This window comes from Sporocytophaga myxococcoides (assembly GCF_000775915.1).
GTDB lineage: Bacteria > Bacteroidota > Bacteroidia > Cytophagales > Cytophagaceae > Sporocytophaga > Sporocytophaga myxococcoides_A.
This window is the reverse complement of record NZ_BBLT01000005.1, coordinates 72,146-94,783: the sequence shown is the minus strand read 5'-3', so window position 1 is coordinate 94,783 and position 22,638 is coordinate 72,146. Positions and strand designations below refer to the sequence as shown.

Sequence of the window (22,638 nt, the reverse complement as noted above, 5' to 3'; positions counted from 1 at the left end):
GAAAATATTTTGTTTTTTTCCTTTGACCGCTATAAGTTAGACTGACAGTTTTCTCTCAATAAATAACTTCGATATCGTTTTTTCCGGTAAAAAGCTTCCAGTACTCCTCACCTATTTTGTCAGGATTATATTTTTCATCGTCAGGCCGGACGATACCGCTGATTGTAATGGTTCCCACATATATCCTTTTTGCTAGCAAAGCATGATTAAGAGAGACAGCCAGATTTCTTATTCCGGCTTTACCAATTGCCAAGGAGCCATACTGGGGTATGGGATGAATGGATAATCCACCACCTGTAAGCAAAATACTTCCTGACCCTGGTTCCATGTCAGGAATAACATATTTTACTGCAGTAATTACGTTTGCTACATTAATTTTAAAATCCTCTGTAAGTGATTCAGAAGTTTCATTGAGAATGCTGGAAGCTTTTAATCGTGCGGCATTATAAACGAGGACCTGCGTTGCTCCGATGAGTTCTTTTATCTTCTTTAGTGCAGCTTCTATTTCCTCCGGTAAGGAGGCGTCTGCAACAGCATAGCCTGCATCAATCCCTTCATTTTGTAGCTCCTGTACAAGTTTTTTAAGTTTATCTTCGGTTCTGGCAATAAGTGCGACCGTATAGCCTTCTTTTCCAAACTTTCTTGCTACACCAAGGCTCACGCCTTTACCTGCTCCGATAATCGTAACCACTTTTTTCATTATGCTGAAGAAGATTTATTCTTTCAGATAATAAAAAAACAATGTTTTTGTTTAAACAATCACCTACTTATTGATTCTGTTCCTTAAGAGCTACAGGATAACATGGAGCAGCCTGCCTTTTGAATTGCCCATTCCGGGCGTTTCATGAAAAACTCGTCAAAATCTCTTGAATAAGGATTTTTCATAGCAAGCTGAAGTTTCAGGAATAATTCATTCTCTCCACGTTCCAATTCCTCTATCGCCTTATGAAGAAGATAATTCCTTAAAATATAACGGGGATTATTTGCAGCCATTTTCTTTAAAGATTCCTCCCTGGATATAGTGTTGGCCGCTGCTCTCTCCCTCCAGGCTTCAATTGATTGTAAAAAGGACGTTCTTGCATCCGAAGATAATTCCTTATAAAAAGCTTCCCGGAAGTGTTCAACAATATCCTCATCTGTTATTTTATCTGACTTCAGCTCTGCAAGCAACTGATAAAAAATAGTCATATCGGGCTCAACTGAAGAAAGCATTTGTTCGAAACGATTGATAAAATCAAGATCAGAATCCAACACCTTATCCAGTCCCAGTTTGTTTCCCATCATGGCATAATATTTCTGCCAGAATATATTTTCATAACTTTCAACAGCTTCCACTAAAGCTTCTTTAGTTTCAAAGAGAGGAACCAACGCATTGGCAAGACAACCTAAATTCCAATAGGCTACGGATGATTGGTTTCCGAAGGCATATCTTCTACCCGGAAGGTCTGTAGTATTTGGGGTAAATTCAGGATCATAATTATCAAGGAAAGAATAAGGACCATAGTCGATAGTCAGGCCGAGAACTGACATGTTATCTGTATTCATAACCCCATGAACAAATCCCACTCGCAGCCATTCAATTATTAGTTGGGCAGTTTTTTCAACAACCTCTTTAAGCCATCTGATAACTCTGTCTTCTCCTTTAATATGAGGGTAATAGCGATCGATTGTCCAATCCACAAGTTTGATTAAATTGGCAACATCCTTTCTCGCAGCAAGCATTTCGAAATTTCCGAAACGGAGAAAACTCGGAGCAACCCTCATTACAATGGCCCCTGGCTCATACTGAGGATTTCCGTTATAAAACATATCCCTCATCACCATATCTCCGGTTGTAACAAGTCCCAGTGCTCTTGTAGTAGGTACTCCAAGATAATACATTGCTTCACTCATCAGAAATTCTCTTACTGATGATCTCAGAACGGCTCTTCCATCAGCTCTTCTGGAATAAGCTGTTGGTCCTGCACCTTTTAGCTGAAACTCCCAGCTATCCCCATTTAAAGTCTGCCATTCACCTAATGTGATTGCCCGACCATCTCCAAGCTGTCCTGCCCAGTTGCCAAACTGGTGACCGGCATAGCAGGCGGCATAAGGATACATGGTAGGTGTTATAAGATTTCCCCCTAAAATTCTCACATCATCTTCAGAAAGAATTTCAACACCTAATTGATCGGCAAGGTCATCTGACCAACCGATCAATTGAGGATTTTTAACAGGTGTAGGAATCGCTTTACTGTATAGCACTCCGGGAGTCTGTCTGGAAGTAAGATCTCCACTATGATCTCCATTAAAGGAGTTTACAAAATCTTTATTATATTTTTTCGAACTTAAACTATCCATGGATTCCCCCGGCTTTACTTTCTTTTCTCTGAAAACAAAAATCAGAAGCTTTTCATTGGTTTATTTCGCTTTCTTTTCAGGGTTTTTTACAGGAAAACCTCTTTTCTTCATCAATGCATCAATTTTTGGGTCTCTGCCTCTGAAACCACGGTAACCAATCTCAGGATCAATTGTATTACCTACAGAAAACACATATTTATTAAGCCTTGAAGCTACATTTTTATCATAAGGCCCCTTAGCTTCTGTAAAGGCCTGGTATGCGTCAGCTGTAAGTACATCAGACCAGAGATAACTGTAATACCCTGCAGAATAGCTATCACCACTGAAAATATGTGCAAACTGAGGTGTACGGTGACGCATTACCAATTCCCTTGGCATTCCCAGGTCCTTTAAAGTAGCTGCTTCAAATGAGTCAGGATTTATTTTCGGAAGCTCGGACAGATGAAGCTTCATATCTATCAAAGCACTGGCAAGGTACTCTGTTGTAGCGAAGCCTTGATTGAAAGTTGAAGCCTTCTTTATTTTTTCTGCAAGAGTGGATGGAATCGGTTTTCCTGTCTGATAATGAAGAGCAAAGCGTTGTAATACCTCAGGAGTAGACAACCAGTGTTCTAGTAGTTGCGATGGGAACTCTACATAATCACGAACTACGTTTGTACCGGAAAGCGAAGGGTAAGTAACATTGGAAGAAAGGCCATGCAAAGCATGTCCAAACTCGTGGAATAAAGTAACAGCATCATCCCATGAAATTAAAATAGGTTCTCCTTCTTTTCCCTGAACGAAATTGGAGTTATTGGAAACAATTGTAGTAACATTCCCGATTAGTTTCTGCTGATCTCTGTATGCATTCATCCATGCTCCTGACCTTTTGCCTTCACGAGCAAAAGCATCGAAATACCAGTATCCGACATGAGCCCCTGTTTTCTTATTTTTAACTTCCCAGACACGTACATCAGGATGGTTTACAGGAATATTTGAAACTGGAGAAAATTCAAAGTCAAAGAGCTCACCGGCAACCCAGAACATACCTTCACGGAGTTTTTCCAGCTGAAGATATTGTTTAACTTCCGTCTGGTCCAGGTCATAGCGGGCTTTTCTTACCTTTTCAGCATAGTATCTGTAATCCCATGGTTCAATCTTAATATTAGCACCTTCTTTGTCTGCAAGAGCCTGCATATCTTTGACCTCTTCGTGAACTCTGGCCACTGCCGGAGTCCATACTGCTTCCATTAATTCAATAGTGCGCTCAGGAGTTTTAGCCATAGTATTTTCCAGGCGCCAGTGTGCATGTGTTTTAAATCCAAGCAAATGCGCTCTTCTTGCTCTCAGCTGAAGGATTTCGGTAATAATGGCATTATTGTCATTTTTATCCCCATTGTCTCCCCTGTTTATGAACATCTTCCAGACCTTTTCCCTTAGCTCTCTGTTAGATGAATAAGTAAGAAAAGGATCTACCGAAGATCTTGTATTTGTGATTACCCATTTTCCTTTTTTCTTTTTGGCTGCCGCATTAGCTGCTGCATCTATAAGTGACTGGGGAAGTCCAGCCAGATCTTCTTCCTTTTCAATAACCACTACTTGCTCTGATTCATCTGCCAGAAGGTTCTGGCTAAACTTAGTAAATAAACCTGCAAGCTTTTGATTGATCTCGGAGACTTCTGCCTTAGCTGCAGGGGATAAAGCAGCTCCTGCACGGACAAAGTTTGTATAGTATAACCAGGTGAGTCTTTGTTGCTCAGGTGTAAGTTTTTTCTTTTCAGGAGCATTATAGACAGCTTCAATTCTTTTGAATAATTTCTCATTCTGAGTTATTTTATCATAAAATGCAGCCATGACCGGCTCCATCTCCTGCTCTACTGACTGGAAGGCTTCATCGCTCATTGTTGAACTCCAAATACCGTATATCGTTTGCACCCGGATGAGTGTCTGACCGGTTTTTTCCATTGCAGCAATGGTATTCTCGAAAGTAGGTTTTTCGGGATTTGAAGTAATACGATCTATTTCAGAAAGATTTTCCGCCATGGCAGCTTCCAGTGCAGGCTTAAAGTTTTCAGTTTTCACCTTATCCAAAGGAGGAAGTCCGCCATTAGGTCCTTCCCATTTTTTTAGCAAAGGGTTATTATTTACCGCAGTATCTACAGGGGTGAAATTAGATGTTAATGACATATCAGGACGGTTTAAAACTGTTTCAGAAAGAGCAGGAAAGCTGCTCACAGCTGTTGCGCAGAGAAATGACGCGTAAATTACCTTATGAATCATATTAAATACTTTAGAATATGTTAGGTTATACAATCGATTAAAAGTACAAAATTTAATCGGGATTAAGCATTTTTAAAGTAATCTGTACTTATCAATGTTTAGAATTTTATAACAAGGTTATGGATTATTATGATGAACAGGATTTCCCAAGGCCTAATGAGTAATTGCTTCAACTGATTCCTGCATTAAGATATTTCTATATAGATTGTTTGTTAAAGTAAGGTCTTTTATCAAAATTATAATGCTATACCTACCACTATAAACCAGCAATTTAAGTTCAATAATCTTCTGAGTCAAACCTTAATGAACAGACCGGGATTGAATCCATTATACGCATCATTGATATACCCATGAGGATTACAAATGATTTGTGTATCACCAATTTTATAAAAGGAAGGTGCATGTATATTACCATGTATCCAGTATTCAGGTTGATATTTAAAAATCAGGTCATCGAGATTAGAGGCATACGCGGAGGAAACAATATTTTCTTTTAACCTTTCCGGTAGTGATTTTATTGAAGGTGCATGATGGCTTATAACTATATTTTTCTTTGATGAGGAGGTTCCCAGGCTTTCTTCCAGCCATTTTAAGGAAGCTTTATGAATTTTGTAAGTATCTATAGTCCTCAGTTTTGAGTATGATGGGTCTCTGCGAATCAGCTTATAATCATTCATTTTGCTCTGAACCAAACCTCCCGTATAGCGGGGATTCCCAAACAATTCAAAATCTGTCCAGAGTGTCGCTCCATGAAATGTAATTCCATCCAATTCTATTGAATTATTTTCCAATACATGTACATGAGTATTCTTTGCAACGTCTTTAATTTTATTTAACGTTTTGGGGTAACTGCCTTTGTAATATTCATGATTACCTAAAACATATATGACGGGAATCTTTATCTCAGAAAGAATCCACTGAATGCCTTTTATACCCAGACTTACATCGCCTGCTAAAATTAGCAGATCGGCTTTATCAAATTCAATTTCGCTACGCCCAAACTCCTGATGCAAATCACTTGCAACTTGTATTTTCATTTCATCGCTAAATATCAAAAAGTAAATTCTTCCAGATCCACATATTTGTCAGCTACTATTGCAAAGATATCTCCCTGTATGAGTTCTCTGTTCTTTTCTGCTCTGAAAACTAATATACCATCTGTGTCTGCGTTAAGCTCTATCTGAACTTTATTGGTTTCACAAGATACCAGCTTTTCATTTTCTCTAATGTGATCGCCTATCTTTTTCTTCCAATGCGTTATTTTAACTACCATATTAGCATTTTTTGAAATTGAAGGTAGTAGAATAAATTTGAAATGAATATTGTGATACTGTTCGCTTAACCTTTTTTGGACATCATTCAAATAAGGTTCTCATTCTTCAGGATTCTTGTCTTTAAATGGCTTTTTGCGGGATTTAAAGAATTCAAACATATCGATTATATATTGCTTCGTCTTTCATTGCTGAAATTTAATTTACACAGAGACTTACAGAGGGGCACAGTAAAAAATAAATATCCTGTCAATCTAAGTCCATTGCTATATTTCATCAACCTCTATATCCGGTTCCCTTCTCTCTAATCATGAAATCTGGACATAAATATGTTTCCTGAACAAACCTATCATTTTTTTCCATAACGTCCATGTACTGAACCTTGTCCTGTACGTTTAAATATTCCTGCTTAATATTTCTAAAGCATAACATGGAACCAAAAAATTGCTGGCCAGCCACACTGTAATCACCATAAGCACAACCAAAACAACATTTCAGCTTATATTCGGGAGTAAGCTTTTCCTTTATCTTAACCAATCCACTCTCGAAATCCTGAATATCAGTAGTCTGGAGATCTTTATCATTTAATGATATACTTAAAACAGCGGAGGTCTTATAGGTATTATATTTATCACTAAGATTAGGATTATCAAGATTTATCTGAATTTCTAACTCCGTCAAAATCTCCTTTTCTCCTGTTATTAAAATTAATGGCAATTTGAAATCCAGCCGACAGTCAGTAAGTTCATTAAAGTCATTAAGGGTATATCGTTCAGACGGCAAGCTTTCATTTTCTATTGTGAAATCATCCATAAAGCGGCTTATGAAAATTGTACCATCCACTTCAAGTATCAATTCCTCCCCCGTATTTTGAATTAAAGCTTCAATAGTTCCTTTATTGTCTGTATATCTTGCAGGAGACTTCATATATAATTCCCGTTCATTAAAACAATTTTTGAATTAGAGAGCAGTACATAAATAAATTAACTGCTTCAGACAGAATTTAGTAAACAATTTCTTTATTTTTGACACATCCAATGATAAATATTAATTTAAAATAGTATCCATCTGGCTTTGTCTGATCTGATTTTCCTGAAAGTTAAGAGCTTCCGAAAAAAAGATCATATCATCAAGTATTCAAAACTATTAACATTAAAATGAAAGTTTCAGGTTTTACAATCATAAGAAATGCTATTAAGTATGATTTTCCTATTATAGAGGCAATAACCTCTATACTGCCAATCTGTGATGAATTTGTTGTGGCAGTTGGAAAATCAGAAGATGCTACTTTAGAACTTATCCAATCTATCAATTCTCCTAAAATAAAAATTGTAGAAACTGTATGGGACGAGTCTTTAAGAGAGGGCGGAAAAGTGCTTGCAGTGGAAACCGAAAAAGCATTTCATGCCGTTTCTCCTGACTCTGACTGGGCTTTTTATATCCAGGGTGACGAGGTACTGCATGAAAAGTACCTTCCTGAAGTTAAAGCAGCAATGGAGAGATATAAAGACGACACAAAAGTTGAAGGATTAATATTTGGATATATCAATTTTTACGGGTCATACAGCTATATCGCTGATTCAAGGAAGTGGTCAAAAAATGATATCAGAATAATAAGACCAGATAGGTCCATCAGATCATACAAAGATGCTGTGAGCTTCAGAAAAGATAATGGAGAAAAATTAAAGGTAAAAAAAGCGGGTGATGCCATCATGTATCACTATGGTTGGGTAAAGCCTCCGGACGCACAGCTCGAGAAGAGAAGAAATTTCGAGAAGCTATGGCATGGAGATGAAACCGTAAGCAAAATGTTTGATAATAAAACAGAGTTTGACTATTCTCAGATAGATTCACTTTCTCATTTTAACGATACACATCCAGAGGTTATGAAAGAAAGAATTAACAGAGTAAACTGGACATTCTCCTTTGATCCGACCAAAGGCATCAAGCTAAGTCCGAGATTAAGAATACTTAATTTTATATACAGAACTACAGGCTGGAATATAGGTGAGTTTAAAAATTATACTTTATTGAAATAATCATTCAACTATATAAATAAAAAAATCCCCTCCTAGATTCATTCCTGGAGGGGATTTTTTTATTCTGTCTTTTGATAATTAAACATCCAGTTGATACCGAATTTATCTTTGAAGCTACCATAATAAGCTCCCCAGAACATATCTGCCAAAGGCATGGTCACTTGCCCTCCTTCAGATAGTTCCTTAAATATTCGCTCTGTTTCCTCTCTTGATTCTGGCTCCACATTGATGTGCATGTTATTTCCTTCCACAAGCTTGAATCCCATGCTTTCAGGAGCATCTGTAGCCATCAAAACATGTCCACCCAAAATTGTCAACTCCGCATGAATGATAAGCTTCTTATCTGCTTCACTCATAGGTGGAGCCCCTGCAGGCAGTTCAATATCTCCGAATCTTCGCAGACCATCTCCTGTCAATCTTCCATTAAATACTTTTTGATAAAAGTTAAAAGCTTCTTCTGTCTTTCCTGGAAAATTCAGATAAGTGGTAACTCTGGCTTTATTACTTGTTTTATTTTCTTTGCGAAGACGGAATTGTGTACTAAGATAATGATCAAGATTCTCAAGCCCTGCTGTGAAGCCTTCTTGAAAGCCCATTTTTATTGTAGCTTCCAGATCTTCCAGCTTATCATAACTAATCTCTATGTTTACTGTTGTCGTTTCCTCGGTTTGCTTAAATATATTAGACCATGTAGATCTTGGAAAATCTTTATTTATGACTCCATTCTCATCGCAAAATGCATCCAGAAGAACAAACTGCTTCTCAGGTTTTATCGTTTTATAATCAGCTCTGGACCAATGCCTTTCCCCTTTAGGTCCAATCATGCAATAAAGCCACATGCCGCCTTCTCTGAAGTCCATGGATTTGGTTTCGGCTATGTATGGATGTGGAGCCCACCACTGATCAAGTAGTTCACTTTCGGTCCATGCGGACCAGACCATAGCTAGAGGAGCATCAAACTCTCTTTCAACTTTGATTTTATTATTGGCCTTATCAACATTGAAATTCATTAATAAAGTGTTCTTCATTTTTTATCGGATTTAAGTTTGGCTAATACATTGTCAAGCTGGTTAAAACGCTTCTCCAGCAATCCCCTGAACTGCTGAAGCCATTTATCAATTTCCAGCATTTTATCAGGGTTAATGTGATAATAAATTTCTCGCCCTTGTTGTTCCTGTTTTAACAATTCACATTCAACAAGAATCTTAATATGCTTGGATACAGCCTGTCTGCTGCTGTCAAAATGTTCAGCAACAGCATTTGGCGTTAAAGCCTGGACGGCAATCAGGCATAAAATTGCCCTTCTGGTCGGATCAGCAATTGCCTGAAAAACATCTCTTCTCATTTTCTATTCTTTCTTTTTGCAACTAATCGGTAGCAAATATATGTGCAACTATTCGATTGCGCAAATAATTTCTAAGTTTTTTTGGGTTATTTAACTTTTCGCAATTCAAATTTTAGTTTCTATAATAGGCAGGAATTACGCCACAAATTACTTTTGAGGCCGATAAAAAAAAGAGAATTAAGTTATACAAACCTTTATTATTAACTGCACTACCTATCTTCATGTATTCCTGCGACACAATGCTTTCATTGGAATATCTAGTCTGCAATAAATCGGACCATCCTGTTAAATTAAAAATTCATGAATACCAGCCAGCCATATTCGATTATAGAGATGATACACATTAGTTTTAAATCCTGGAGAAGTAATCATAGTTTCAAGCAAGGAAAGAATAGGTTTTCTCTGGGAAACTAAAAAGATTTTCAAAGAAAATCAGGAGTTGATAACCTTGAAATGATATACAATGATTCTGTTATTCCACTTGATAAAAGACCGGACAAGTGGAAATATAAGGATAGCAAAAGCCTTTTCTATATTTATTGATTGATAACCTTATCTGCCTTGGTCTGATTTTTATAATGGACTCCTAATTCATCAATTGTATATCCTTTAGGATATGAATCTACTGTTCTGCGGGTCCTTAACACAGGCTTCCTTCTTGCGGGCATAAACTTAAGAACAAATTTTCTTAAATTCATACCTGCATTAACTAAACCAACAATAACCGGTGATGGCTTCTTTAACCTCAATGCATTTAATAATGGTTCATCCATCAAAGCATACATAAATGGTCTGCACATCCCCCACATAAACTTCGGAAAGAACCAACCAAGCATAAGATTAACAGTCGCATCAGCTACCTTCCTTCCTCCTTCTGTATATCCGAAGTTAGCCCTTTCATAAGCGATATTCATTTCCAGCATTGCGCCAAAGGTTTCAGGTATATCCTTTATCCCCATCCTCACTCCTATTTCATACCAGATTTTATGTCCTGCAATGTTTTCTTGGTTTGTAGCTTTTCTGTATCCGAATCTCTGATTCCATCTATATGGTTCCATCACAAAAGTTGAAAGTACATAGCGCATGTCTTCATTTGAAATTTTAAACCTGCCATGCATTCCATTAACTCTTGCCAGGGCAGCTTTGCCTCTTTCACTGTCATACCCATGTTCAATGATTTCACTTAATAAAAGATCTGTATCATCATAACGTTTCTGGGTTCTGTATTCAAACTCTCCTGTATGATAGAGTAAATTGCCTATAGCTGGTATAGCAAATGTTCTGAATAATGCAAATTCCAGTGCTCTGGTGTTATCCCAAGGAAAATCATAAAAAGAATTAAGATGGACAATCTTCAGATGATCCCTGATAGGATCCAGATTTAATATTTGTCTGAGTATTTTTTTGCGATTCATTATTTTCACAGAATGAAAAAAAACAATATTTTACTTAAATAGCTCAAGCTACACTCCTATTATATTTATTCCTGTATTCTGCCGGAGACAAGCCTGTAATCTTCCTAAAGACTTCTCTGAATGCTTTATCATCTGCATATCCGACATCCGTCATAATTTCAAAAATTGACTTGCGGCCTTTTTCAAGTTCTTTTTTAGCTGCTTCTACTTTTACCCTTTGAAGGTACTCCATTGGCGTATTGCCTGTTGCTTTGATAAACCTTCTGTCAAAGCTTCTTCTGCTTATCGCCAACTCTGAGGCCAGATTTTCAAACGAAATTTTTGCATCTATATTTTCTTCTATATAAGTCTGAGCTTTGCCGATCAGTTCATCTCCATGACCTTTTTGTATGTTAAAAATAGTAAAATGAGATTGAGCGGTTCGCTCCATATCTATCTGAAATACCTTTGAACAATATACCGCTACTGATCTGTCAAAGATCTTCTCCACAAGATAAAGAATGAGATTTAAAAAAGAATAAGCACCGCCATTGGTATAGATCCCATTTTCATCAGTAATGATTTTATCTTCCGCAACTTTTATTTCAGGAAACATCCTTTTGAACTCAACAGCTTTATTCCAATGTATAGAACAGCTTTTACCATTCAGAAGCCCAGTAGCAGCCAGCAAAAAAGCCCCGGAACAAATACTGGCAACTTCAGCGCCATTCTGATATTGCTTGTATATCCAATCAATAAGCGCTCTATTAGTATTAACAACCTTTGAAAAATCGTCTATCAAAGATGGAATAATTACCAGATTTGTCCTTTGGATAGTCCTGATATCAATGGGATGAATAGCCAGATAACTTTCATGAGCCTTCAACTCTCTCATAAAGCCAGCAATATGAATTTCAAGCCTGGATTCGTTGCCAGTCTTTATCCAAAAGTCATTTGCTCTCCGAAGTATTTCGAAAGCCCCTCCAATACTGTTCAGATTTACTCCGCAATCCGGAACAACTATCGTTATATTTTTCATATTTCTTATATCCAATATATGGAAAATAGTCCAAATTAACCATGCTTGAAGTCCATTTTGACCTTCATCAAACAAATACTCTTGTATTAGATTTGTCTGATATAATTCACATTAAAAGACAGAGATACATGAATACTAGCGATTATACAACAAGTCTACTAATTAATCAGTCCCCATCAGAGGTATACAATGCCATTAATAATATTCGCGGCTGGTGGTCAGAAGAAATTGAAGGAAGCACATACAAGCTCAATGATGTATTTATGTATCATTATAAGGATGTACATATCAGCAAAATGAAACTGATTGAATTAATTCCCGACCAGAAAGTGGTATGGCTTGTATTAGAAAACCATTTCAATTTTACCAAAGATAAAAGCGAATGGAAAGATACTAAAATCAGTTTCGAGATCACTAAAAAAGGCCCACAGACTGAACTTCGCTTTACTCATATTGGCTTAGGGCCTCACTATGAATGTTACGAAATATGCAAGGAAGCCTGGGGCAATTATATTCACAATAGTCTTCGAAAGCTCATAGAGACAGGAAAAGGAGAACCTAATCCTAAAGAAGGAGGCTTCAATGGAGAAATAGTAAAAAAGTGGAAACTTCATTCATAATCCAGTTCCCGTAAAATTATCTATACCAAGATCATTATGAAAGACCAAAGCTATACAACAGCAATCCTTGTAAACAAACCTCTGCATAAAGCATTCGAAGCGGTCAATAATGTAAGAGGCTGGTGGACTGAAAACACCGAAGGCAATTTCCATCAATTAAATGATGAGTTTGAAGTCAGATTTGGCGATGTGCATTACTCAAAACAGAAAATAACTGAGGTTATTCCAGACACTAAAGTGGTCTGGCTTGTCACAGATAGTAAGCTGAATTTTGTGAAAGATCAGAAGGAATGGACGAACACAAAGATTATTTTCGAACTTTCTGAATCAAACGGACAAACACTTGTTCGTTTTACACATGATGGTTTGGTTCCGGATTATGAATGTCACGAAGCCTGTACAGGAGCATGGAGCAGCTATATTCATGACAGTTTGAAGGAACTTATAGAAACAGATAAAGGTAAACCAGAGCCGAAGGTCGTTTAGGCTTTTATCACATCTTTGTTAAGTTAATAAAATTTAACTGCATAAATGCAGTTAAATTTTATTCAATCTCATATTTAAAGATCGGATGAACTGTATCTATTGTTTTTTCAGCATGAATCATCTCATGAATCAACCCTTCTTTCATGCCATAAACCCAGCCATGTACTTTAAGAGTCTTTTGCTCTAATGCAATTTGCACCACTTTAGTTTTGCATAAATTCTTTACCTGCTCCACAACATTAATTTCAACCAGACGATTAACCCTTTCTTCTTTTGTAGGTAACGCTTCAAGCTCATCTATATTTTTAACATAAATTTCCTTGATATTTCTGAGCCAGTTGTCAACATATCCGTATGCTATATTATCCATAGATGACTTAATACCACCACAGCCATAATGACCACATAAAATAATGTGCTTTACCTTTAGAAATTTAACAGCATATTCAAGAACACTTAACAGATTAAGATCTGTGTGAATAACCATATTGGCAATGTTTCTGTGCACAAATATTTCACCTGGGGTAGCTCCGGTTATCACCTCACATGGAACCCTGCTATCAGAACAGCCTATCCATAAATATTCGGGTGTCTGAACCTGACTTAATTTTTCAAAATAGTTTGCGTCTTTTTCTAATTGTTCAGCAGCCCATTTTCTATTTCCTTCAAGTAATTTATTATAACTTTTAATCATATGCAGATAGATGAATAATATTGGAATTGAATTTAAATTTATGACTATTCATCGAATAAATTGAGTCTTAAAATAAAATAAATAAACAACTCACTGAAAACGTGATAAATAAACCCCAAACACAAAATTTATCCACAGAAAAGATAAACGGGCACCTTGATTCATTCGCTAACTTATTCCCAAATGTTGATTTGATTTATTTTCGTATCTTGAAGTTAATATTTTAATAATCCCATTTTTGTAATTTTTAACCTTACTTAATATGAAAAATATAAGATTACTTTCCTTGCTTTTATTCATTTTAACAACTATTACATCTTGTAGTAAAAAAGGCGATCCGGGACCTGCTGGAGCTCCTGGGAATACAGGTCCTAAAGGAGAACAGGGAGAGCCCGGCACATCTAATATCATGTATTCCGATTGGTTTCTATTTGATCCTAATTCCATCACTCCTAATTTCTCATTTATAAGTATGGATCTGTCAGTCTCCAAAATTACTGATGAATTTATAAATAACGGTGGTACTGTTTTAGTCTTTTTCGGCAATAAGGCTGAAAGTGAAACTTCGGTATCTGGCATAAAACCCTTGCCTACGTGGGGCAAAGAAGGATATCAAAATGTCCCGGATCCAGGTGCAGTATACTATGAGCTGGATTATACCTATAGAAAAAATCTTCTTAGCATTTCTTTCATCATCACACAAAACCTGTCTAAACTTACTGACAAAAATTATTTCTTTACTAATGTATTCAAACCAGAGCATGTATACTTCCGATATGTACTGATACCAGGAGGTGTTAAAATCAATCAAAGGGTTGGTCAGATAGATTTAAAGAATTATCAGGAAGTAAAATCATATTATCATATTCCATAATAATATCATCAAGATTGAATACTTAATGCCAGTTCATGTGGACTGGCATTTTTTAATTCCCAGACTAATTATCAAACATTTACCTAAAACCACTTTTTTGAGTACTTAAAAAAAAGTGATACATTGTAGTCTGCCGCAAAATCAAAACATCTCTCGTTTTGATAGTATTACTTATTTCAATAATCAATAAACTATTATCAAAAAAAAACAAAGTTTGTTAATGTTATGAAATACATAAAACTGCTCTTATTGCTGACATTACTTTCCAATGATCTATATGCACAAAAACAGGTCTACATTCCTCGTTTTATTTCGAATGAGAATATGGATTTGAATAACCCAAATAACCAATGGTGTTATTGCAGAAGCAGACAAACTGACAACATAATAGTATTCTGGGAGGCTGGATTTGGGAATGACCCCACCAATGCGGCAAGCCCATATAATGTAAACCTGAATACGCTCTTAAGTGTAGCAGAAAAGACCTATTCATTCTACCTCGACTCGCTTAAATTTGCCATTAAAGGATCATCAGTTACTGATAAGTATAAGCTTATGATCTTTCTAACATATACTACTGAATGGGCAGCATATGGTTCCGGTCAGGACAACCAGGTTGGAACTTTACATGTAAATCCTGATGCGGCAAGAATCGACAATGTACTCGCGCATGAAATCGGGCATTGCTTTGAATATATCACAGGATGCGATACCCAAGGAGGTTACAGATACGGATTCGGACCTAATGCCTCTGGAGGAAACGGATTCTGGGAGCAGTGCGCACAATGGATGGCTTTTAAAGTTTATCCTCAGAAACAGTTTACAGAAAGCGATTTTAATAATTATTTAAAGTACAATCATTTGCACATTATACATGAGACACCTCGTTATGCAAATTATTTCATCCAGGATTACTGGACTTTCAAAAGAGGTCAAAATTTTATGGGACGTTTATGGAGAGAATCCCGTTCTCCCGAAGATCCTGTGGAAACATACAAACGCCTTAATTCACTAACCCAACATCAATTTAATGATGAGATATATGAACATGCTGCAAGACTAACCACCTGGGACATCCCAGCAATTAAATCATATGGAGCAAATTACATAAACAGAAGAGCACAGGTAAAAATGACACTCAAACCTGATAACTACTGGCAACCAGACTCTTCCGTTACTATAGAAAACTACGGATATAATTGCATTAAATTAAATCCGCCTGCATCGGCAACAATTGTGACTGTTGACTTTAAAGGACTTGCAGGCGAGGCTGGTTACAGAGCACTCAATGTAGATAAAGGTGGTTGGAGATTTGGTTTTGTGGCATTACTTGAAGACGGAACCAGAGTATACAGTAATACCGGGACAGCAAATGTTCAAAACAATATTAATCCTGAAACAACCATGTCGTTTAATTGCCCCGACAAGTGCGAAAAATTATGGATGGTTGTATCAGGAGCCCCTCAACAGCACTGGAGACACGCCTGGGATGACAATAACAGCAATGATGAACAATGGCCATATAAAGTTAAATTTCATAACACCGATCTTCAGGGAATTTTTAATACTCCTATCAAAGACATTACTCTTACATATAATGTTGTTATGAAGCCGGCTAGTGATTATACACCCATCCAGATTGTTTTGAATTCAAGCAGCATCAGTGAAGCCTTTGCCTGTCCAGTAGAAGATATAGCCAAAAACTTAGGAATAAACATCACTTATTTCGCCATCAATCCGAATGGAAGTGTGAATACCACCTCAACCGCCAATGCTCCAGGACACTGGTTTAACAATGCAGGCCAGACAATAGCATGGGGAAATGACGCATACATTTATTCAGAATTAAATATAAATACTCTTACTATCAACATAGGCCAATATCCTTCCAGATCAAAGGATGGAGACCAATATACCATCAAACAGGCTTTAAAATATACCAAAAGCGCTACTGAATCTGCACAAGTTACACTTGTCTTTAACATTAGAATACAGGAAGATGTCGTGGCAGGAGTTGCACCTGATCTAGCAGACAATAGACTTAAGGTCTATCCAAATCCTACAACAGGACTCATTAAATGGGATTCTCGACAAGACTGGCAACTTTTTGATGCTTACGGACATGAATTGAAAAAAGGGAATGATACTTCTCTTGATCTTTCCGGATTTATCAATGGTTTGTATGTATTAAAAATAAATGACTTTACTATACGAGTTATCAAAGAATAAAAATCTTATCCTTTCATTTCAAAAAATCCTGCAGAATATGTATCTACAGGATATTTTGAAATCAGACATTAAGTACCTACATTTCTTGTTATTTCAGGAAACCAGTAATCCACCTACTGGTATCTTTTCAACTGTTTTGATTTATTTTTCTGAAATTAATAAAGGTTTCATTCTCATTGCAAAACATTACCAAACATGTTTTGTTTTGCCTTCTGAATCATGTTTCTTTAGAATCAGTAAAAATTTGATGAAACTTAACTTCTGATTCAATGGAATTTATATAATTTTGAAAATTATCTATGAAGGGAAGATTTGAGATTTAAAAAATTATGTCAACTTTTAAGAATGTTATAAGACTAATTGCATTAGCACCCAAAGGATTTATTTTTATATTGATTCTGCTATCAACTTTCGTTTCAAAGGCACAAGACTCAACATTAGTACAAAAGGATACAACAGCTAAGAAAACTGAAGAACAGAAATCTTACTATGTAGAAGCAGGTTCTTATGGCACCAAAAGAGACCCAACCCCTCCGGAATACGCCAGGCAATTTAATAAAACAGGAATAACGGGAGTTGAAAAAATAAGCTGGCTTGATGTAGGTCTGGATAACAGAGTACGTTTTGAATATCGTCAATATGATATAAGAAGACCATTTCTTACAACAGATTATCCCATACTATTCAGAACAAGAGCCTATGTCGGCATAAAGGAGGTATTAGATCCATTTCGATTTGCAGTGGAAATGAGCGATGCATTCAGAGTACATAGCAAATTTCCCAGGGACAACAGAGACTTTAACCGGGTAGAACCCATTTCCCTTTATGCTGAACTACATTTTAAAAAAGCTTTAGGCAAAGATCCATATGGAAACAACAGACCTGCCTTTGTGCGATTCGGGAGACAGAATTTTGAATTTCTGGATAGACGATTGATTGGTTCAAACCAATGGCGGAATACGACCAATACCTTTACCGGTTTCAGAGCTGCCTTAGGACAGGATAAAAATGATTGGCAGATTGATTTGCTTGCATTAAAACCTTTAGTCAGACTTATGACAGAACTTGATACCGCAGATCATCAAACTCAATTTGGAGCAGCAATTTTTCACTGGAGAAAATGGTCCAGGATCATTACTATTGAACCTTATCTTTTGTATTTAAGACAAAAACCTAACTCTCAGGATACCATACGGGATCGTCGCATTTATAACATTGGAACAAGGGTTTATGGCTGGCTGACCAAGGAAATAAATTACGATGTAACATACAATCAGCAATTAGGAACGGACAACAATAAAAAGCAAAGAGCTTATGCCATCACTGCAGAAATCGGTTATAAATTTCAATATGGCTGGAAACCCCGATTCAGTTTATTTTATGGCTATGCAAGTGGAGACAGAAACCCAAATGACGATGTAAACAACAGGTTTGAACGTTTCTATGGATTCGCCCGCCCATGGTCTGCTGATGATTATATCGTTATGGAAAATATTATAGCTCCCAAAGCAAGAGTAGAGTTTGAACCAGGAAAAAAACTAAAAGTAGATTTCTCTTACAGCTTCTATTGGCTTGCCAGCAGGACAGACAGATTCAATAACTTATTCAACGTTCCCACTAACCCAGATGCTCCAAACAGGGATAAAACAGGGCAAAGTGGCGTGTACTTGGGCCACGGTCCGGATGGGCGTATAAGGTTTGAAGTTTTAAAATTTATCAAGACTGCAATAGGATACTCACATTACTTTAACGGAACCTTCGTTAAAAATCGACAAGAGGTTGCATATAATAATTCTACCTTGGGTTCAAATTTCTTTTACATAGAAACCATGGTTAACTTCTTTGATATCTTCAAGAAATGGTAATTATTTAAATCAGAATAATATTTATCTCGTTACCTTATCATAGCAAAAAGCTATGATGACAAATTATTATTTTTTACTAAATCTATAGAATTCAATCAAAATAACGAACCTGAACTACTAATACCGAAACAAACAAACCGCTAATTACCAATACGTTAAACCTAAAACCACACCATTCATAAATTACTTGAATTTCATAAAATAACTTATATTTGCACTAATCAACTTTATTAAAAGTCCGTATAGCAATATATCAGATTAAAAAGTGTTTCTGATCTGAAAGAAAACCAATATTTAACATTTTATGATAAAAAAATTAAGCTTACTTTTTTTAATTGCAGGGAGCATTTTTATGACTTCCTGTGAAGAGCTGGGTATCGATCCTTCTCTATCTCAGGACGAAGTCGTTCAGGGTTTAAAAGAGGCCTTAAGAGTAGGAACAGACACCTCTGTAACCATGCTTAACAAAACAGACGGTTATTATAAAGATGAAGCAGTTAAAATATTACTTCCTCCGGAAGTTCAAATGATACAAAACAATCTGAATTCCCTGGGTATTTCTGCTGTTGTTCAGCCTCTGATCGATCAATTAGTATTAAAGATTAACAGATCCGCAGAAGATGCTGCTTCTGAGGCAAAACCTATCTTTGTTAATGCGATTACCAACATGTCCATTACAGATGGATTAAGTATCCTGAATGGCAGCGATTCGGCCGCAACATCTTACTTAAGAACAAATACTTATTCAAATTTAAAAGGTCTTTTTGCTCCTAAAATAGATAATTCTTTAAGTAAACCTCTTGTAGGAAACGTTTCAGCTGCCTCTACCTATGGACAAATTGTTGAAAAATACAACACAACAGCTGAAACCTTTAACAAAGTTCCGTTTGGACCAAGATTTACTATTGTAAATCCTAATTTAAGCGACTATGTTACAGGCAAGGCACTGACTGGTTTATTCATCAAAGTGGCAGATGAGGAAAAAGCAATCAGAACAGATCCTGTTGCACGTGTGACTGATATACTGAAGAAGGTATTTACCAAATAGAACTTCCTTTTACTAATAAAAAAATACCTGAAGAAAATTCTTCAGGTATTTTTTTTTGCGATCAGTGAGAGAATAAGATATTTTGATACTGCCCCCCAATTATTGAATTGTGGGTTCACGAACACTTACTATCCTTCGAGACCAAGCTATTCTAAAAAAACAATCTTCATTTTTAATTTACCCTTTGACCGATTCGATCTAATGCCTTGCTCCAGTATAGGTACATAGCTTTTCCTTTCACAAGCTTTTCTGGTAAGAGTCCCCAATATCTAGAATCTAACGAGTTGTGTCTGTTGTCTCCCATCATGAAAAAGTAATTTTCTTTAAACTCATATGAAACAATCGGGCCCCCATTTACCAATAGTCCTGAACCTGTCCTTTTCACTGAATCATTTTCAAGCTCAATACATCTCAAGTATAAATCAATGGTTTTATCAGTTAAAGATATCTTATCTCCTTTTTTCGGAATATATATTGGGCCATAAAAATCAACATTCCATTTATATTTTTCAGATTTGGGATATATTCTTTTCTCAGCTTCTCCTTCAACACTGAACGCTGGATGAAACTTCTTGATAAACTCTGAATCCCTAAAGACTTCGGCTTGCATTTCATCCAAAAAGAATATATAGGTGTCTGAAGATAACCTGTAATTTTCGCTCATACCAATTCCGCATTTTTTTAGAAGCTCTGAATTAATTTCAGAACCATCCATAGTAGCATAGTATCTTAATTTTATTGGCACATCTTCCAATTTTTCACCATTGATAAAGACGTTACTGTTCTTTATCTCCAAACTATCACCAGGTAAACCTATACATCTCTGAATGTAATACGTCTTTAAATCTTCTGGATACAAGAAAACTGTCACATCTTTCCTTTCGATTAACTTAGTGTTACTTACAGCCACTTTATCACCAACCATCAAAGCTGGTTCCATTTGTGGTGTTGGTATAACCATTAGATTTATTGGTAATCTATCAAGTTTTTCCAGAATAAAAGAATTTATCAAAGTTCCATGTAAAATAACTATGAAAACATAAATGTACCATTTATCATAATTCATCTTCTCATAAACTTTATCTCTTTGAACATCTGTATAACCCGATACAATTAAATACAAATAATAGCTGACGACTAAAGTCAAAGAAAAAAGAAATAGAAAGAAATTATAAGCTATATTCCGTCCAGTAAAAGATACAAGTAAAGCTAATACATACAGCAATGCCCCTTTACTGACCTTTCTACTATAAAAATTACCTAATCCAGGCACTAAAATATTCAATACTAAACCTAGCCACTTCTTTTTCATCATAAATCCAAATATTATATAATTCTTAATATAAGAATTATTACCTTCTATCAGATCATACTTTATACAAAGATAAAAAAATGTTTGTCACTCATAACATTAGTTAATTTACAACATATTTTTTCTTTTATTACTTGCGATAGGACTCCCCGTCTTAAGTAAATATAAAATTAACCAGAATTTCTTTAAGGATAATATTTGCCAGTATCTCCCTTCAAAATTGTTTTAAGTAAATCCCGAATATTATAACGACAGATAAATAGCGTTAAAATGTCATATATCTTGAGAACAAATTCTCCTAAGCAATGTTCTTTACACACAGAAAGTAACGCAATGACTATAAGTTACTTATTAAACAAATTACAATCTACATTATTCATCTCATTTGAATTTAAATATCTATAAAATGAAAATAGATCAATCTTTGGTAATAGAATTTCAATCCGGGTTAAGAGGTAAACTGATTTTACCGGATGATGTTGAATATGAGAATGCACGTAAAGTGTACAATGGAATGATCAGTAAAAAGCCAGCAATGATAGTAATCTGCGCAGATGTTGCTGATATTATCCATTGTGTAAATTTTGCAAGGAAAAACGACATACTTCTTTCAGTCAGAAGTGGTGGGCATAATGCAGGAGGATTAGGAATATGCGATGGCGGGTTGGTTATCGATTTGTCTCATATTAAATATACAAAAGTTGATCCGGAAGCCAAAACGGTAATCGTAGGAGCAGGATGCACATGGGGAGATGTTGATCATGCTACGCAAATTTTCGGACTTGCCTGTCCTTCAGGAATCATTTCTACAACAGGTGTAGGTGGACTTACCCTGGGAGGAGGTATTGGTCACCTTACCCGTCATTATGGACTTACTATTGATAATTTGTTATCAATTGATCTTGTAAAAGCAGATGGAAGTTTTATCACTGCAGATGAAAAACAAAACCAGGATCTGTTCTGGGCTGTCAGAGGCGGTGGCGGTAATTTTGGAGTTGTTACAGCATTTAAATTTAAGTTAAGTCCTGTTAATGTCGTCTTCGGAGGCCCAATTTTATGGGATCTGAGTGAGGCTGAAGAAGTACTGAAATGGTACCGAGAATTTATCCTAAAAGCCCCGAATGAATTAAATGGCTTTTTCAATTTTATTACAGTTCCTCCTGTCGCTCCGTTTCCGGAAAGTCTCCACATGAAAAAAATGTGTGGAATAGTATGGAACTATACAGGGCCATTGGGAAAAGCTGAAGAAATATTCAAACCTGTAAGAAACTTTAAAAAACCAGCTCTGGACCTAACAGGCCCTATGCCATATACAGCCTTACAAACTATGTTTGATGATCTATATCCTACAGGGTATCAATGGTATTGGAGAGCAGATTTCATTAAAGAAATTCCGGATGAGGCAATTGAAATTCATAAAAAATTTGCTGCAAAACTACCTACTTTGCATTCCACTATGCATTTATATCCTGTCAATGGTGCTGCTTCTCATGTGGGTAAAAAAGATACAGCATGGACATTCAGAGATGCCAACTGGTCTATGGTAATTGTAGGTGTAGATCCCGACCCTGCAAACAAGGAAAAAATAACGAAGTGGACAAAAGAATACTGGGATGCATTACACCCATATTCTGCAGGTGCTGCTTATGTAAATTTTATGATGGATGAAGGTGATGCCCGCGTAAAAGCTACTTATGGTGATAATTATAACAAACTTGTCGAAGTAAAAAATAAATACGATCCTGAAAATTTATTCAGAGTGAATCAAAATATCACTCCATCTGTACATAGGGTTAAGGTTTGAGAAGTGCAGGAATAGCTTT

The 22,638-nt window shown here is 36.2% G+C and carries 20 protein-coding genes; 8 read left to right on the top strand and 12 right to left on the bottom strand.

The annotated features are described in order from the left end of the window. Nucleotides 1-55: 55 nt before the first annotated feature. From MYP_RS13045 to MYP_RS13020, 6 genes are all read right to left on the bottom strand, one after another. Nucleotides 56-700: an SDR family NAD(P)-dependent oxidoreductase gene (locus MYP_RS13045; RefSeq protein WP_045464185.1), complete on the bottom strand. Its 645-nt coding sequence runs from the start codon at nucleotides 698-700 to the stop codon at nucleotides 56-58. Between the two features lie 83 nt (nucleotides 701-783). Continuing rightward, nucleotides 784-2,340 carry a protein adenylyltransferase SelO gene (locus tag MYP_RS13040; protein WP_045464184.1) on the bottom strand — a complete coding sequence of 519 codons (1,557 nt, stop codon included), beginning with the start codon at nucleotides 2,338-2,340 and terminating at the stop codon, nucleotides 784-786. Nucleotides 2,341-2,400: 60 nt separating this feature from the next. Then, nucleotides 2,401-4,599: a M3 family metallopeptidase gene (locus MYP_RS13035; RefSeq protein WP_045464183.1), complete on the bottom strand. Its 2,199-nt coding sequence runs from the start codon at nucleotides 4,597-4,599 to the stop codon at nucleotides 2,401-2,403. 293 nt (nucleotides 4,600-4,892) lie between these two features. Beyond that, on the bottom strand, nucleotides 4,893-5,636 hold the full coding sequence (locus tag MYP_RS13030; RefSeq protein WP_045464182.1) for a metallophosphoesterase: 744 nt from the start codon (nucleotides 5,634-5,636) through the stop codon (nucleotides 4,893-4,895). A 14-nt stretch (nucleotides 5,637-5,650) separates the two neighbouring features. Next, nucleotides 5,651-5,962, bottom strand: coding sequence for a biotin/lipoyl-containing protein (locus MYP_RS13025; RefSeq protein ID WP_045464181.1), 312 nt, complete (start codon nucleotides 5,960-5,962; stop codon nucleotides 5,651-5,653). Nucleotides 5,963-6,146: 184 nt separating this feature from the next. After that, complete coding sequence (locus tag MYP_RS13020) at nucleotides 6,147-6,797, bottom strand: DUF6304 family protein (protein WP_045464180.1); 651 nt, start codon at nucleotides 6,795-6,797, stop codon at nucleotides 6,147-6,149. Nucleotides 6,798-7,027: 230 nt separating this feature from the next. On the opposite strand from MYP_RS13020, the gene MYP_RS13015 reads away from it, so the two are divergent. Continuing rightward, nucleotides 7,028-7,909 (top strand): glycosyl transferase, encoded by an 882-nt coding sequence (locus MYP_RS13015; RefSeq protein ID WP_045464178.1) that lies wholly within the window; start codon nucleotides 7,028-7,030, stop codon nucleotides 7,907-7,909. A gap of 59 nt (nucleotides 7,910-7,968) precedes the next feature. Here MYP_RS13015 and MYP_RS13010 read toward each other — a convergent pair whose 3' ends face one another. From MYP_RS13010 to MYP_RS12995, 4 genes are all read right to left on the bottom strand, one after another. Then, entirely contained in the window at nucleotides 7,969-8,937 is a 969-nt protein-coding gene (locus MYP_RS13010) for an SRPBCC domain-containing protein (RefSeq protein ID WP_045464176.1), read from the bottom strand. Beyond that, on the bottom strand, nucleotides 8,934-9,254 hold the full coding sequence (locus tag MYP_RS13005) for an ArsR/SmtB family transcription factor (protein WP_045464174.1): 321 nt from the start codon (nucleotides 9,252-9,254) through the stop codon (nucleotides 8,934-8,936). Before MYP_RS13005 ends, MYP_RS13010 begins: the two co-directional genes overlap by 4 nt. A gap of 536 nt (nucleotides 9,255-9,790) precedes the next feature. Beyond that, complete coding sequence (locus MYP_RS13000) at nucleotides 9,791-10,669, bottom strand: oxygenase MpaB family protein (protein ID WP_045464172.1); 879 nt, start codon at nucleotides 10,667-10,669, stop codon at nucleotides 9,791-9,793. 43 nt (nucleotides 10,670-10,712) lie between these two features. Further along, nucleotides 10,713-11,687 carry a GlxA family transcriptional regulator gene (locus tag MYP_RS12995; protein WP_045464647.1) on the bottom strand — a complete coding sequence of 325 codons (975 nt, stop codon included), beginning with the start codon at nucleotides 11,685-11,687 and terminating at the stop codon, nucleotides 10,713-10,715. Between the two features lie 128 nt (nucleotides 11,688-11,815). On the opposite strand from MYP_RS12995, the gene MYP_RS12990 reads away from it, so the two are divergent. Next, nucleotides 11,816-12,307 carry an SRPBCC family protein gene (locus MYP_RS12990; RefSeq protein ID WP_045464645.1) on the top strand — a complete coding sequence of 164 codons (492 nt, stop codon included), beginning with the start codon at nucleotides 11,816-11,818 and terminating at the stop codon, nucleotides 12,305-12,307. A 36-nt stretch (nucleotides 12,308-12,343) separates the two neighbouring features. Next, nucleotides 12,344-12,793, top strand: a complete 450-nt coding sequence (locus tag MYP_RS12985) for an SRPBCC family protein (RefSeq protein ID WP_045464170.1) — start codon at nucleotides 12,344-12,346, stop codon at nucleotides 12,791-12,793. Nucleotides 12,794-12,851: 58 nt separating this feature from the next. Here the strand turns inward: MYP_RS12985 and MYP_RS12980 are convergent, their stop codons facing one another. Beyond that, nucleotides 12,852-13,487: a carbonic anhydrase gene (locus tag MYP_RS12980; RefSeq protein WP_045464167.1), complete on the bottom strand. Its 636-nt coding sequence runs from the start codon at nucleotides 13,485-13,487 to the stop codon at nucleotides 12,852-12,854. A gap of 262 nt (nucleotides 13,488-13,749) precedes the next feature. Here MYP_RS12980 and MYP_RS12975 point away from each other — a divergent pair, with 262 nt between their 5' ends. The 4 genes from MYP_RS12975 to MYP_RS12955 all read left to right on the top strand — a co-directional run bounded on the left by MYP_RS12975 (nucleotide 13,750) and on the right by MYP_RS12955 (nucleotide 19,503). Beyond that, a complete protein-coding gene (locus MYP_RS12975) occupies nucleotides 13,750-14,361 on the top strand; it encodes a collagen-like triple helix repeat-containing protein (RefSeq protein ID WP_045464164.1) in 612 nt (203 codons plus the stop codon). A gap of 225 nt (nucleotides 14,362-14,586) precedes the next feature. Then, nucleotides 14,587-16,590 (top strand): DUF6055 domain-containing protein, encoded by a 2,004-nt coding sequence (locus MYP_RS25070; protein WP_081990513.1) that lies wholly within the window; start codon nucleotides 14,587-14,589, stop codon nucleotides 16,588-16,590. 329 nt (nucleotides 16,591-16,919) lie between these two features. Continuing rightward, nucleotides 16,920-18,455, top strand: coding sequence for an alginate export family protein (locus MYP_RS12960; protein ID WP_052430178.1), 1,536 nt, complete (start codon nucleotides 16,920-16,922; stop codon nucleotides 18,453-18,455). A gap of 304 nt (nucleotides 18,456-18,759) precedes the next feature. Beyond that, the gene (locus MYP_RS12955; protein ID WP_052430177.1) at nucleotides 18,760-19,503 is read left to right on the top strand and encodes a DUF4197 domain-containing protein; all 744 of its coding nucleotides are present in this window, start codon (nucleotides 18,760-18,762) and stop codon (nucleotides 19,501-19,503) included. Between the two features lie 172 nt (nucleotides 19,504-19,675). On the opposite strand, the gene lepB is transcribed toward MYP_RS12955, so the two are convergent. Next, complete coding sequence (gene lepB / locus MYP_RS12950; RefSeq protein WP_081990512.1) at nucleotides 19,676-20,818, bottom strand: signal peptidase I; 1,143 nt, start codon at nucleotides 20,816-20,818, stop codon at nucleotides 19,676-19,678. A 403-nt stretch (nucleotides 20,819-21,221) separates the two neighbouring features. On the opposite strand from lepB, the gene MYP_RS12945 reads away from it, so the two are divergent. Then, nucleotides 21,222-22,619, top strand: coding sequence for an FAD-binding oxidoreductase (locus MYP_RS12945; protein ID WP_045464155.1), 1,398 nt, complete (start codon nucleotides 21,222-21,224; stop codon nucleotides 22,617-22,619). Nucleotides 22,620-22,638: the final 19 nt, after the last annotated feature.

What these genes read in the sequence shown, in the direction of transcription:
- MYP_RS13045 (WP_045464185.1), bottom strand. Translation starts at nt 700, where the DNA reads ATGAAAAAAGTGGTTACGATTATCGGAGCAGGTAAAGGCGTGAGCCTT.
- MYP_RS13040 (WP_045464184.1), bottom strand. Translation starts at nt 2,340, where the DNA reads ATGGATAGTTTAAGTTCGAAAAAATATAATAAAGATTTTGTAAACTCC.
- MYP_RS13035 (WP_045464183.1), bottom strand. Translation starts at nt 4,599, where the DNA reads ATGATTCATAAGGTAATTTACGCGTCATTTCTCTGCGCAACAGCTGTG.
- MYP_RS13030 (WP_045464182.1), bottom strand. Translation starts at nt 5,636, where the DNA reads ATGAAAATACAAGTTGCAAGTGATTTGCATCAGGAGTTTGGGCGTAGC.
- MYP_RS13020 (WP_045464180.1), bottom strand. Translation starts at nt 6,797, where the DNA reads ATGAAGTCTCCTGCAAGATATACAGACAATAAAGGAACTATTGAAGCT.
- MYP_RS13015 (WP_045464178.1), top strand. Translation starts at nt 7,028, where the DNA reads ATGAAAGTTTCAGGTTTTACAATCATAAGAAATGCTATTAAGTATGAT.
- MYP_RS13010 (WP_045464176.1), bottom strand. Translation starts at nt 8,937, where the DNA reads ATGAAGAACACTTTATTAATGAATTTCAATGTTGATAAGGCCAATAAT.
- MYP_RS13005 (WP_045464174.1), bottom strand. Translation starts at nt 9,254, where the DNA reads ATGAGAAGAGATGTTTTTCAGGCAATTGCTGATCCGACCAGAAGGGCA.
- MYP_RS13000 (WP_045464172.1), bottom strand. Translation starts at nt 10,669, where the DNA reads ATGAATCGCAAAAAAATACTCAGACAAATATTAAATCTGGATCCTATC.
- MYP_RS12995 (WP_045464647.1), bottom strand. Translation starts at nt 11,687, where the DNA reads ATGAAAAATATAACGATAGTTGTTCCGGATTGCGGAGTAAATCTGAAC.
- MYP_RS12990 (WP_045464645.1), top strand. Translation starts at nt 11,816, where the DNA reads ATGAATACTAGCGATTATACAACAAGTCTACTAATTAATCAGTCCCCA.
- MYP_RS12985 (WP_045464170.1), top strand. Translation starts at nt 12,344, where the DNA reads ATGAAAGACCAAAGCTATACAACAGCAATCCTTGTAAACAAACCTCTG.
- MYP_RS12980 (WP_045464167.1), bottom strand. Translation starts at nt 13,487, where the DNA reads ATGATTAAAAGTTATAATAAATTACTTGAAGGAAATAGAAAATGGGCT.
- MYP_RS12975 (WP_045464164.1), top strand. Translation starts at nt 13,750, where the DNA reads ATGAAAAATATAAGATTACTTTCCTTGCTTTTATTCATTTTAACAACT.
- MYP_RS25070 (WP_081990513.1), top strand. Translation starts at nt 14,587, where the DNA reads ATGAAATACATAAAACTGCTCTTATTGCTGACATTACTTTCCAATGAT.
- MYP_RS12960 (WP_052430178.1), top strand. Translation starts at nt 16,920, where the DNA reads ATGTCAACTTTTAAGAATGTTATAAGACTAATTGCATTAGCACCCAAA.
- MYP_RS12955 (WP_052430177.1), top strand. Translation starts at nt 18,760, where the DNA reads ATGATAAAAAAATTAAGCTTACTTTTTTTAATTGCAGGGAGCATTTTT.
- lepB (WP_081990512.1), bottom strand. Translation starts at nt 20,818, where the DNA reads ATGATGAAAAAGAAGTGGCTAGGTTTAGTATTGAATATTTTAGTGCCT.
- MYP_RS12945 (WP_045464155.1), top strand. Translation starts at nt 21,222, where the DNA reads ATGAAAATAGATCAATCTTTGGTAATAGAATTTCAATCCGGGTTAAGA.